Consider the following 11,280-nt stretch of genomic DNA (forward strand, 5'->3'; position numbering starts at 1 on the left):
CCATGACCGAAGTGCGTGTTCCCACGCTTGGGGAATCGGTGACCGAAGCAACGGTCGCAACCTGGTTCAAGAAGCCCGGCGATGCCGTGGCGGTGGACGAAATGCTCTGCGAGCTTGAAACAGACAAGGTCACGGTCGAGGTGCCCTCGCCCGTCGCCGGGACGCTGAGCGACATTGTCGCCGCCGAAGGCGAGACAGTTGGCGTCGATGCCCTCCTGGCCAATATCTCGGAAGGGGCTGGAGGTGCCGAAAGCGCACCTGCGGCCAAGCCCGAGCCAGCAGCCGAGGCCAAGGAAAGCACCGGTGGCGGAGAGAATGTCGACGTCATGGTGCCGACGCTGGGCGAAAGCGTGTCCGAGGCGACCGTTTCGACCTGGTTCAAGAAGGTCGGCGACACGGTCGCGCAGGACGAGATGCTGTGCGAGCTGGAAACCGACAAGGTCTCGGTCGAGGTGCCCGCCCCCGCCGCAGGCACGCTGACAGAGATCGTCGCCGAGGAAGGCACCACCGTGCAGGCGGACGCCAAGCTGGCGGTCCTGTCCTCGGGCGGGGCTGCCGTGGCCGCCGCCCCGGCACCGGACGAGGCCGCGCAGGGCAAGCAGTACCAGACCCCGCCCGCCGGCGACGCGGGGCCGGGCAAGGACATCAAGGACGGCCCCGCCGCCGAAAAGGCCATGGCCGAGGCCGGGATCAAGCGCGAGCAGGTGCAGGGCACCGGCCGTGACGGTCGCGCCACCAAAGCCGACGTTGCCGCCGCCGTGGCCGCCGCTTCGGCCGCGCCCGCCGCATCGGCCCCCGCCGCCGCGCCGCGCGCGCCTGTTCCGGCCGAGGACGCGGGCCGCGAGGAACGGGTCAAGATGACCCGGCTGCGCCAGACCATCGCCCGCCGTCTCAAGGACGCGCAGAACACCGCCGCGATCCTCACCACTTACAACGAGGTGGACATGACGGAAACGATGGCACTGCGGAAGGAATACAAGGACCTCTTCGAGAAAAAGCACGGCGTGCGCCTGGGCTTCATGTCGTTCTTCACCAAGGCCTGCTGCCACGCGCTGAAGGAGGTGCCCGAAGTCAACGCAGAGATCGACGGCAACGAGATCGTCTACAAGAACTTCGTGCACATGGGCATCGCCGCGGGCACGCCGCAGGGCCTCGTAGTTCCTGTCATCCGCGACGCCGACCAGATGAGCTTTGCCGAGATCGAGAAGGCGATCGGCGAGAAAGGCCGCCGCGCCCGCGACGGCAAGCTGTCGATGGCGGAAATGCAGGGCGGCACCTTCACCATCTCGAACGGTGGTGTCTATGGCTCGCTCATGTCCTCGCCGATCCTGAACCCCCCGCAGTCGGGCATTCTCGGCATGCACAAGATCCAGGACCGCCCGATGGTCATCAACGGCGAAATCAAGATCCGCCCGATGATGTACCTCGCCCTGTCCTACGACCACCGCATCGTCGACGGCAAGGGCGCGGTGACCTTCCTTGTCCGCGTCAAGGAAGCGCTGGAAGATCCGCGCCGCCTGCTGATGGATCTGTGATCCATTCCGCGGTCCCGCACTGCCCTGCGGGACCGCGTCGCCCTGTCGCAAAGTGCCCATTCCCATGGCTCAGAACAGCACCAAAGCGGACTTGCGCCCGGCCGTCATACGCCTTGCGCGCGGTGTCGACCTGTACCGCGAATGGCGCATCCGGATTCACAGAGAGGCCTTCGGCACCGAGCCGGACCTGAATGAAATTGTCGTGCCAGGCAGCGAATTCATCACTTTCTTCGACATGACGCGCGATGCGCGTGGAGCCCGATCTATCCTGCGCGATCTTCAATCGTGGTATTCGGTCACGGCCAGCGAGTTGCGCAGCCACTTGCAACAGGGCAACGCCGACCTCACCGAGGCGGTTCAGGGGTTTCTGGCGCATTTTCGGACAACGCTCGGCTTTGACCTGATGGCCGAGAGTGGGCTGCTGCGCGATCTGGCGACCCAAGCGATTGCGCGCGGCCACCTGAGAACCGAAGAAGAATGGCACCTGCTGAAGGATCTGCGGGACGCTACCGACCAGACCGTTCTGGAGCCTGCCGAAATGGCCGAAATCTCGCGGCTCATGGATGAATTCGAGGCGGCGCAATGATCGCTCTCGCCGCCTGTATGCGCAACGAAGGCATCTTCGTGCTGGAATGGCTGGCGCATCACCGGGCGCTTGGCTTTGACCGGGTGATCGTGGTGACGAACAATTGCACCGATGGTTCGGACGCGCTGCTGGATGCGCTGGCGGCCAAGGGGCTTGTCACGCATATCGCGCAGGAGGTGCCCGCAGGGGCCTCGCCGCAGGACAGCGGCATGGACCTGGTCCTGGCGCGTGCGCGCGATCACGGCATCACCCATGTTTTGCACATCGACAGCGACGAATTCCTCGCCCTGCTGGACGGCACGCTGGAAGATCTGCTGGCCCGCACCGAACGGGCGGATTGCGTCGCAATCCCCTGGCGCGCTTTTGGCGACAGCGGCGTGACGGACTGGACGCCCGGTGATCTGGTGACCGAGAGCAACACGATGGCCGAGCCGCGCCCCATCCCGCGCGAGACCAAGACCAAGTGCCTGTTCAAACTGGCCAGCTTTGCCCGCGCCACGGATCACAACCCGCTGGACCCGCAGATATCGGATCCCGTGGTGATGACCCCGGATGGGGAATTTCTGGACAATCGCACGCTCTACAATGCGAAAAGCGCCCGGTTCCGCCCGCATTACATCGCCGCCCGCGCGAGGACCGCGCAATTGTTTCACTATGCGATACGGTCCGAGGACTGTTTCCTGATGAAGAACGATCGCGGCGATGGCCAGGGCAAGCAAGGCGCCGGCAAATACCACCTGAACAGCGCGTGGCATCGTGCCGCCAACCGAAACGAGGTCGAGGAACGACGCCTTGCCGACCGCGCCCCGGCCCTGCGCGCAACCCTGGCCGATTGGCGACGCGATCCGGCCATTGCAGAGGCCGAGGCCGCCTGCCACGCGTGGTTCCGGGACACCCGCGCCCGGTTGCTGACCTCGGAGAACCGCGTGGCCTGGACGCGCAGAAAGGCATCGGCATGATCGAAACGCCCCGCCTGTCAGAGATCCCGGGACACGGCCGGGACGGGGGGAGGCGATGACCCCCGAACTCACCGCTCTCACCCTCGCCGCGCTGTTGCAAGTGGTGCAGTACGTCCTGATGTCCGTGCCCGCCAACCGCGAACTGGGCATGGGCAAGACCACGAGTCCTCGTGATCGCGACCGGCTGGGCGGATCGCTGGAGGACCAGCTGTCGGTCAAGACCGGCCGGCTGAAACGCGCGCTCGACAATCATTTCGAGGGGCTGATCCTGTTCGCCATCGCGGTCTTCGTCACGACCTGGTCGGACCAGGGCAACGGGATCACGGCGGCGCTTTCCGGTATCTACCTGCTCGCACGCATTCTCTATGTCCCGGCCTACTACTACGGCTGGGCGCCCTGGCGATCGCTGATCTGGCTGGCGGGCTTCGGCGCCACGGTCCTGATGTTGCTGAACGCCCTGATATGACCGATCCAACCCGCACACCCCTGCCCTGCTTCGGGCAGCAAATACCCCCGGGGAACCTGCCGCAGGCAGGTGGGGCAGCCCCCCTTTCCCCGGTAGACAACGAAAGGAAAACGACATGGCACAATACGACGTCATCGTGATCGGCGCGGGCCCCGGCGGCTACGTCGCCGCGATCCGCTGCGCGCAACTGGGGCTGAAGACCGCCTGCGTCGAGGGGCGCGAGACCCTGGGCGGCACCTGCCTGAACGTGGGCTGCATCCCCTCCAAGGCGCTCTTGCACGCCAGCCACCAGTTGCACGAGGCAGAGCACAACTTTGCCAAGATGGGCCTCAAGGGCAAGGCGCCCTCGGTCGACTGGAAACAGATGCTGGCCTACAAGGACGACGTCATCGGCCAGAACACCAAGGGCATCGAATTCCTGTTCAAGAAGAACAAGATCGACTGGCTCAAGGGCTGGGGCTCGATCCCCGAGGCGGGCAAGGTCAAGGTCGGTGACGAAGTCCACGAGGCCAAGAACATCATCATCGCCTCCGGCTCCGAGGCCTCGCCCGTGCCGGGCGCCGATGTGACCGTCGACGAAAAGATTGTCGTGACCTCGACCGGCGCGCTGGAGCTGGGCAAGGTGCCGAAAAAGATGATCGTCATCGGGGCCGGTGTCATCGGGCTGGAGATGGGCTCGGTCTATGCCCGTCTGGGCACCGAGGTGCAGGTGATCGAGTTCCTCGACGCCATCACGCCCGGCATGGATACCGAGGTCCAGCGCCAGTTCAAGAAGATCCTCGAAAAGCAGGGGATGAGCTTTGTCATGGGCGCGGCAGTGCAAAAGGTCGAGGCGACCAAGACCAAGGCCAAGGTGACCTACAAGCTGCGCAAGGACGACAGCGAGGAAACCGTGGACGCCGACGTGGTGCTGTGCGCGACCGGGCGGCGCCCCTTCACCGAAGGGCTGGGACTGGACAAGCTGGGCGTCGAGATGAGCGAGCGCGGTCAGATCAAGACCGACAAGCAGTGGCGCACAAACGTTGCGGGCGTCTATGCCATCGGCGACGTGATCGACGGCCCGATGCTGGCACACAAGGCCGAGGACGAAGGCATGGCCTGCGCCGAGGTGATCGCGGGCAAGCACGGCCACGTCAATTATGGCGTGATCCCGGGCGTGATCTATACCGCACCCGAGGTGGCCTCGGTCGGCAAGACCGAGCAGGAGCTGAAGGACGAGGGCCGCGCCTACAAGGTCGGCAAGTTCTCCTTCATGGGCAATGGACGGGCCAAGGCCGTGTTCCAGGGCGACGGGTTCGTGAAGCTGTTGGCGGACAAGGAAACCGACCGCGTGCTGGGCTGCCACATCATCGGACCGAGCGCGGGTGACCTGATCCACGAGATCTGCGTGGCGATGGAGTTCGGCGCCTCGGCCGAGGACGTCGCACTGACCTGCCATGCGCACCCGACCTTCTCGGAGGCGGTGCGCGAAGCGGCGCTGGCCTGTGGCGACGGTCCGATCCACATGTGAACGTCTCAACACCAAGGGACGCCCCGGCTGCGTCCCTTCTTTGGACCCGCGCCCCCTCTGGCCGCGGGTCTTTTTTGTTCCGACAGTATCTGCGGGACACAACCCAGATAATTCTTTTCAGAAGATCGTCTCCCTCTTAACGTTAACTGACGCAGGGGAAGCAAATGTCCGAAAACGATCACCACTCTGCAGAGGCCGTGGCCCTTGCCGGTTTGCGTACCGCCGAAAACATCTCTCGGATGATGTTCGAGGCGGTCGAGGCCCAACAGGTGCATCAACAGGCGCAACTGCAGGAAACCGCAGCGGCCATCGCGAAGATTCTGGCCCCAGGAAAAGATTGAAAGGGAATGCCATCATGGTCGAAACCGTCAATCCGCAAGTGACCGACGCGGTAACGCAATCCAACGTCAAGGTTGTCAGCGAGGCACCTGCGATGGCCCTCGGGTCGCTGTACCAGGCGATGTCGCACAGCACGGGCATCCTGTTCGAGAACGCCGTGAACGCACAGCAACAGGCCCAGATTCTGGCACAGGCCGCCACGAACCAGGGCGTGATGCAGATCTACAGCCTGAAGGACAATACCAACAGCCTGCGGAACAGCGTCGAAACGGCGGAACCGCCCAGCGCCACACCAGCCACGGGAGGCGCATGACCATGCCCGAAACCGCGAATCCCCAGATCACGGATGCCGTCAGTCAGAGCAACCTGTCGGTCTTGGGACAGGCAGCGGCACAGGCCGTCGCCGCCAGTTTCCAGGCATCGTCCAACGCGGCGGGACTGCGAGTTGTGGCGCTCCAGAGCGGATCGTCCAACATGACGCTCTTGCGGCAGGCCGTCGTCGTACGGGCCACTGCCGGACTGACACCGTAGGGGGGATCACTATGGCGAACATGGCAAATAGCCAGGTCACCGATACTGTCAGCCAGACCGCGCTGATGACGCTGGGCACGGCAGGCTCCGTGGCGCAGGCGCTCATGGCGCAGGGGTTCGTGGCCGCCCTGGCCAGCAGCACGCAGGCCGCCGCCGCGCAGCAGGAGGCAACGCAAGTCCTTGCCGACGCGGCTCTGGCCGCTGCGCTGAAACGCATGGGGCAGCATTCGGGATCGGAGGCCTCTCATGGGGGCTGAGTCCGGCGCGGCTGCCCCCGGCGGGACCGAGGTCAACAGCCAGATAGCAGACACCGTTTCCAAGTTGCGTCAGTTGGCCCCGGCCGAGGCGACGGCCCTGGCCAAGAGCGCCGAGGAAGAGGCCCGCGCCCTGGCGCTCAACATGGCGCTGCAGGACGCCGTCGCGCACCTGCGCCGGATGCAGGTCCTGAGCGAGGCGGCCTTCTCGCTGGCGGTATCGAAACATGCAGAGGGCAACGTGGAAGCGGGCCAGGCCATTATGGACGCGGCCAGTTCGGCCGTGGACCGCGCCCGCTCGATGCTGGCCGATGCCGAAAAGGCCCTGGCCTGAGCCCCTGCACGATACTGCCCCCTGTGAGGGTTGATCCGGTCACGCCTTGCCCGGGTCGATCCCGACAACCAGCGCCGCGTCATATCCCGACACCTGTTCGCGGATCGCGGCAAAGGCGCCCTCGCCCGCGCGTCGCGCGATCCAGTCGTCCCGGTTCTTGGTGTCGCGCGGATCCTCGCGCTCGTTGTAGGGGGGAACCGCCTGGAACAGGTATTCGCTCAGCGCATCGGGAAAGAAGATCTGGCTGGTCAGAACGCTGCTTTCGTCCAGGAAGACCTTGTAGTGAATGTGCGTCGTGCGGCCCGGGTACCAACCGGGATAGATCGTATCGAATGTCGCCACGCCACGCGGGCCGGTGGATTGGGTGCCGCGCAGGAACGTCTCTCCCCGTGCATCGACATCGGTGCCCCTGTTCCGATAGCCCGAGTAGATGCCCCGCGCATCGCAATGCCAGATGTCGACGCGCGCGCCCTCGATCGGCTGGCAATCCGCATCAACCACCTGCAACTGCAGGCGCATCGCTTCGCCTTGGCGCCCCTCGGTGATGTCGCGACGTACAAGCTCGGGATCGAAGTAGTAGGGGCCCTCGGTCGTCTCTGGAAGCACCATGCAGACATTGGGCGTGATCAGCCCCGCCGCCTGGGCCTGGGCCCGCGCCGCGCGGGGAAAGGCGCCCACCCCGGCCACGGCGATGGGTGAGGCGGCAAATCCGGCCAGAAGGGCGCGGCGCGTCGTTGAAGGTGTGCTCATGCGGATGTCCTTTCGATCCCGTTCACAGGGTGAAACGGATCAGGACGCGGTTTCGCTCTTGGTGCTGGTGAACACCGCCTGTGCAACGGCGCACCAAGCGGCGCGCTGCGTCACCACATCCGCGGCTTGGCGTAGTCCGGGTAGGTCCGGTCATAGTCGCTGCCGCCATGCTCGCCGTCCGACATGTCGGCTAGGATCTCTCCGGTGGTCGGCAGGCCCACCGACATATCGCCGCTGGTCCAGAGGCCAGAGCGCATCAGAGCCTTGGCGCATTGGGTATAGACTTCTGCCACCTCCATCACGATCACCGTGGCGGGCAGGCGGTCGCCCTTGGCAAAGCTGCGGCGCAGGTCCTCGTCATCGGTCAGATACGCCCGCCCGTTGACCCGCACGGTGGTATTCGTCCCCGGCACCAGGAACAGCAGCGCCGCGCGCCCGTCCTGCACGATGTCGCGCAGGCAATCGAGCCGGTTGTTCCCCCACCAGTCCGGCATCATCAGGGTGGTCTCGTCAGCGACCCGCACGACGGGGCCGTCGTCGCCGCGCGGCGAGCCATGAACACCCTCCGGCCCGGCGGTCGACAGGATGGCAAAGCGCGCGCCCTCGATCCAGCGGCGATAGAGCGGGGTCAGGCGCGGCGCCACCTTGGACAGCGCCGCGGGCACCGGCGCGCCATACCGGGCGTGCAGATCCTCAAGCGTCGTGATTTTCCGCATCGAAGCCCGCCTCCTTCATCAGCGCGTTGGAGGCGGTTTCCACCTCTTTCTCCAACCTTTCCAGGAAGGCGTATTTTTCCAGTCCCGGCTGGATCACCGGCAGGAATTCCACCACCGCCAGCCCCGGCTTGCGATAGATGCCCTTGCGCGGCCAGAACAGGCCGACATTCGTTGCCGCAGGCACGCAGGGCTGGCCTGTCTGTTCGTAGAGAATCGCCGTGCCGACCTTGTAGGGCGCCTTGACGCCCGGCGCGATGCGGGTTCCCTGCGGGTAGATGATGAGCTGGCCGGGAACGGCGGCACCGCGCGCCACGTCCTTGACCATGCGCGCGATGGCCTGTCCGCGCTTGCCGCGCTCGACCGGGACACAGCCGATGCGCAGGGCGTACTGGCCGATCACCGGCGCCCACATCAGCTCGCGCTTCATGATGAACTTGCCCGCGGGCACAGCGCCGAAGATCAGGATGATGTCCAGGAAACTCTGATGCTTGGAGGCGATCAGGACCTCGCCCTGCGGAACCTCGCCGCGCACCTCGGTGCGCAGTCCCACCATGATCCTTGCCGTCAGGCGGACCCAGCGACAGTAGGTCCGGCAGGCAAAGCGCGCGCCACCGCGCGAAGCCAGGGCGAGCGGCAGAAAGACGATCCCCATGATCGCCATCATGGCGTACATCTGGATCACGAAAAGGAACGACATCACCCAGCGCATCAGGCCAGCTCTCCCAGAACACGGCGCGCGGCCAGTTCGGTTGCAAAAAAGGCCACCACGGCGGCCAAAGGCGGGACAAGCAGCGGCCAGAGCCATTGCAGCCCGGCAAAACGCAGCCCCGTCAGGATGCCGCCCGTGTCCCCGCCCGCCGGCACGACCAGCAGCGCCAGCAAGCCGATCGCGGTGCCCGCCGCCGCCCCGACAAGCGTGCGCAGGGCAAAGCGACGCACGAAGGCCCCCGCGATGTAGCCGTCGGTGGCCCCGACCAGCCGCAGAACCGCGATGACCTGCGCATTTGCCGCCAACGCGGCATGGGCGGCGAGGGTCACCATGGCCCCGGTGGCCGCCCCGATCAGCAGGATCGCCGTCCAGCCCAGCAGGCGCAGCCGTCCGGCAGCCGCGACCAGCGGGCGCCTCCAGCGGCTGTGTTCGTCCAGCACCGCACCCGGCGCCTCGGCCTGCAGGCGAAGGCGCAGGCCATCGGCATCGTAGCCGTCACCCGATTCCTGCAGTTCGACAAGTTGCGGCATGGGCAGGCTCTCGATCGGGAGGTCGGGACCGAACCAGGGTTCCAACAGGGCGCGCTGTTCTTCGGCAGTCATGGCGCGGGCCGAGGCGACGCCGGGCGTTTGGTCCAGCACCCGCAATACGGCGGCGGTCTGCGCCGCAAGCTGCCCTTCGGGCGCCGAGATGCGAATGGTCGAGGCACGGGCCAAATCCTCGCCCCAACTGGTGGCAAGACGTCCCGCCGCCAGCGACAGCGCCAGCGCAAACACCGTCAGAAAGGCCATCGCCGCGGCGGTGAACAGGGTCAGCCGCACGGTAAAGCCCGCCGGGGGCACCACCCGGTCGGCGCCCGCGTCCCGGGCGGCCAGGGTCTTGATCCGGTCCAGCACGGTCATAGGTCCGCCCCCGCGGCCTGCAGGCTGCCGCCAGCGATGCGCAAATTGCGCGCGTTCACAACGCTCTTGGCCGCGCGGATCAACATCAGGTCATGGGTGGCGATCATCACGGTCTTGCCCATCCGGTTGAGTTCGACCAGCAGGCGCAGCAAGCGCTGGGACATTTCCCAGTCGACGTTGCCGGTCGGTTCATCGGCCAGGATCACATCCGGCGACAGGATCAGTGCCCGCGCCAGGGCTGCGCGCTGGCGTTCGCCCCCCGACAATTCCGGCGGCAGGGCCTCGAATTTCTCGGTCAGGCCGACCCATGTCATCAGCTCGCGCAGGTTGTCGGCCTGATCGGGCGAGGCCTGCCCCGAGACCGTCAGCGGCAGGGCCACGTTTTCGGCCACCGGCAGATGGTCCAGGAACTGGCAATCCTGGTGCACGACGCCGATCCGGCGGCGGGCCATCGCCACCGCGTCCCGGTCCATCGCGGCCAGGTCCTCGCCAAAGATCGAGACCTGCCCCTCTGTCGGGCGCAGGGCACCGTAGCAGAGTTTCAGGAAGGTGGTCTTGCCCGAGCCGGACGGCCCGGTCAGAAAATGGAACGATCCCGGAGCAAGCTGCAGGCTGACCCCGGAGAGGATCGCCGCGCCGCTGTAGGAATAGGCCACGTTGTCCAGCTCGATCACGGGCGGTTCTGCCTCTGCCTTGTCAGTTTCGCCGGCAGTTTTGCCCGAGCCATCGGGCCGTTGCAACGCAAGCCACGCAGAATTGGACTTTTCCCGCCGATACGGGCAGCTTAAGGTTCACGCGGGGCGCCAATGCCCCGCAAGGGACGGAAAAGACAGGGACAAGGCGGAATGCGGCTGGTTTGCCCAAATTGCGGCGCTCAATACGACGTACCCCTCGAGGTCATCCCCGAGGCGGGCCGCGACGTGCAGTGTTCAAACTGCGGGCACACCTGGTTCCAGAAGCGGGTGACACAGGATGCCGCCGCGCGACCCGAGCCAGCGCCCAGGCCCACGCCGGAACCGGTGCCGGAGCCGACGCCTCAGGCCGAACTTGCCCCGGACCTCGAGCCGGACCTAGATCCCGACGAAGGCACGGACGAGGACACGGACGGCGGACCTATTCCGGCAGAGATCCCGCCGCGCAGCAGCATCGACCCGGAAATGGCCGAACTGTTCCGTGAGGAACGCGAATTCGAGGCGCGACAGCGCGCCGCGGACGGGTTGGAAACCCAGCCCGATCTCGGATTGGAACCGCCGGCGGAATCCGAACAGTCCCGGCGCACCCGCGAAAGCCGCGAGCGCATGGCACGGCTCAAGGGCGAGGACGTTGCAGAGTCGCCAAGACATCCCGATCCGGAATCAGAGCCGGAACCGGAAAAGGACGATTCCGAATTGCACGCCGCTGCAGCGGCTGCGGCGGCCGCGTCCCGGCGCGACATGCTGCCGGATGTCGAAGAGATCAACCAGACCCTGCGCTCGGCCTCGGAACCGCGCGTGGTCGACCGCGACGCCGGTCGCCCGTCACAGACCTCGCCGCGCGAGACCGGCAGCCCGTTTGCACGTGGGTTCATGGTCGTGGTGATGGTGGCCGCGCTTGGCCTTGGGCTTTACGTTGCCACCCCGCGCCTCTCGGCGCAGTTCCCGCCGATCGCCCCCTACCTGCAAAGCTACGTCGAAACGGTCAACGCAGGCC

General features: G+C 66.1%; 16 protein-coding genes. 11 read left to right on the plus strand and 5 right to left on the minus strand.

Annotated features, from left to right (window positions below; all coding sequences use genetic code 11):
- The first annotated feature begins 2 nt into the window (after nucleotides 1–2).
- The 10 genes from odhB to RBB42_RS22630 all read left to right on the plus strand — a co-directional run bounded on the left by odhB (nucleotide 3) and on the right by RBB42_RS22630 (nucleotide 6,514).
- A complete protein-coding gene (odhB, locus tag RBB42_RS22585; RefSeq protein WP_305968801.1) occupies nucleotides 3–1,535 on the plus strand; it encodes a 2-oxoglutarate dehydrogenase complex dihydrolipoyllysine-residue succinyltransferase in 1,533 nt (510 codons plus the stop codon).
- A gap of 64 nt (nucleotides 1,536–1,599) precedes the next feature.
- The gene (locus RBB42_RS22590; protein WP_305968800.1) at nucleotides 1,600–2,121 is read left to right on the plus strand and encodes a hypothetical protein; all 522 of its coding nucleotides are present in this window, start codon (nucleotides 1,600–1,602) and stop codon (nucleotides 2,119–2,121) included.
- Nucleotides 2,118–3,080, plus strand: coding sequence for a glycosyltransferase family 2 protein (locus RBB42_RS22595; protein WP_306043834.1), 963 nt, complete (start codon nucleotides 2,118–2,120; stop codon nucleotides 3,078–3,080). The genes RBB42_RS22590 and RBB42_RS22595 overlap by 4 nt, the downstream gene beginning before the upstream one ends.
- A 55-nt stretch (nucleotides 3,081–3,135) precedes the next feature.
- On the plus strand, nucleotides 3,136–3,546 hold the full coding sequence (locus tag RBB42_RS22600) for an MAPEG family protein (protein WP_305968798.1): 411 nt from the start codon (nucleotides 3,136–3,138) through the stop codon (nucleotides 3,544–3,546).
- A 115-nt stretch (nucleotides 3,547–3,661) separates the two neighbouring features.
- Nucleotides 3,662–5,056 carry a dihydrolipoyl dehydrogenase gene (gene lpdA / locus RBB42_RS22605; protein ID WP_305968797.1) on the plus strand — a complete coding sequence of 465 codons (1,395 nt, stop codon included), beginning with the start codon at nucleotides 3,662–3,664 and terminating at the stop codon, nucleotides 5,054–5,056.
- 164 nt (nucleotides 5,057–5,220) lie between these two features.
- Complete coding sequence (locus RBB42_RS22610; protein ID WP_305968796.1) at nucleotides 5,221–5,397, plus strand: hypothetical protein; 177 nt, start codon at nucleotides 5,221–5,223, stop codon at nucleotides 5,395–5,397.
- A gap of 14 nt (nucleotides 5,398–5,411) precedes the next feature.
- Nucleotides 5,412–5,708: a RebB family R body protein gene (locus tag RBB42_RS22615; protein ID WP_305968795.1), complete on the plus strand. Its 297-nt coding sequence runs from the start codon at nucleotides 5,412–5,414 to the stop codon at nucleotides 5,706–5,708.
- Entirely contained in the window at nucleotides 5,705–5,926 is a 222-nt protein-coding gene (locus RBB42_RS22620; protein ID WP_305968794.1) for a RebB family R body protein, read from the plus strand. Before RBB42_RS22615 ends, RBB42_RS22620 begins: the two co-directional genes overlap by 4 nt.
- Before the next feature lie 11 nt (nucleotides 5,927–5,937).
- Nucleotides 5,938–6,183 carry a RebB family R body protein gene (locus RBB42_RS22625; protein WP_305968793.1) on the plus strand — a complete coding sequence of 82 codons (246 nt, stop codon included), beginning with the start codon at nucleotides 5,938–5,940 and terminating at the stop codon, nucleotides 6,181–6,183.
- Entirely contained in the window at nucleotides 6,173–6,514 is a 342-nt protein-coding gene (locus RBB42_RS22630; RefSeq protein ID WP_305968792.1) for a hypothetical protein, read from the plus strand. The genes RBB42_RS22625 and RBB42_RS22630 overlap by 11 nt, the downstream gene beginning before the upstream one ends.
- A 39-nt stretch (nucleotides 6,515–6,553) precedes the next feature.
- Here RBB42_RS22630 and RBB42_RS22635 read toward each other — a convergent pair whose 3' ends face one another.
- The 5 genes from RBB42_RS22635 to RBB42_RS22655 form a co-directional block, all read right to left on the minus strand.
- Complete coding sequence (locus RBB42_RS22635) at nucleotides 6,554–7,264, minus strand: intradiol ring-cleavage dioxygenase (protein WP_305968791.1); 711 nt, start codon at nucleotides 7,262–7,264, stop codon at nucleotides 6,554–6,556.
- 110 nt (nucleotides 7,265–7,374) lie between these two features.
- Nucleotides 7,375–7,980, minus strand: coding sequence for a pyridoxamine 5'-phosphate oxidase family protein (locus tag RBB42_RS22640; protein WP_305968790.1), 606 nt, complete (start codon nucleotides 7,978–7,980; stop codon nucleotides 7,375–7,377).
- Nucleotides 7,958–8,689, minus strand: coding sequence for a lysophospholipid acyltransferase family protein (locus RBB42_RS22645; protein ID WP_305968789.1), 732 nt, complete (start codon nucleotides 8,687–8,689; stop codon nucleotides 7,958–7,960). The genes RBB42_RS22640 and RBB42_RS22645 overlap by 23 nt, the downstream gene beginning before the upstream one ends.
- Nucleotides 8,689–9,591 carry a cell division protein FtsX gene (locus tag RBB42_RS22650; protein ID WP_305968788.1) on the minus strand — a complete coding sequence of 301 codons (903 nt, stop codon included), beginning with the start codon at nucleotides 9,589–9,591 and terminating at the stop codon, nucleotides 8,689–8,691. The genes RBB42_RS22645 and RBB42_RS22650 overlap by 1 nt, the downstream gene beginning before the upstream one ends.
- A complete protein-coding gene (locus tag RBB42_RS22655) occupies nucleotides 9,588–10,265 on the minus strand; it encodes a cell division ATP-binding protein FtsE (protein ID WP_305968787.1) in 678 nt (225 codons plus the stop codon). Before RBB42_RS22655 ends, RBB42_RS22650 begins: the two co-directional genes overlap by 4 nt.
- A gap of 171 nt (nucleotides 10,266–10,436) precedes the next feature.
- On the opposite strand from RBB42_RS22655, the gene RBB42_RS22660 reads away from it, so the two are divergent.
- Nucleotides 10,437–11,280: zinc-ribbon domain-containing protein (locus RBB42_RS22660; RefSeq protein ID WP_306043835.1), on the plus strand; the 844-nt coding region annotated here is incomplete at its 3' end.

Origin of the sequence: Mameliella sp. MMSF_3455 (genome assembly GCF_030733205.1) — a bacterium.
Taxonomy (GTDB): domain Bacteria; phylum Pseudomonadota; class Alphaproteobacteria; order Rhodobacterales; family Rhodobacteraceae; genus Antarctobacter.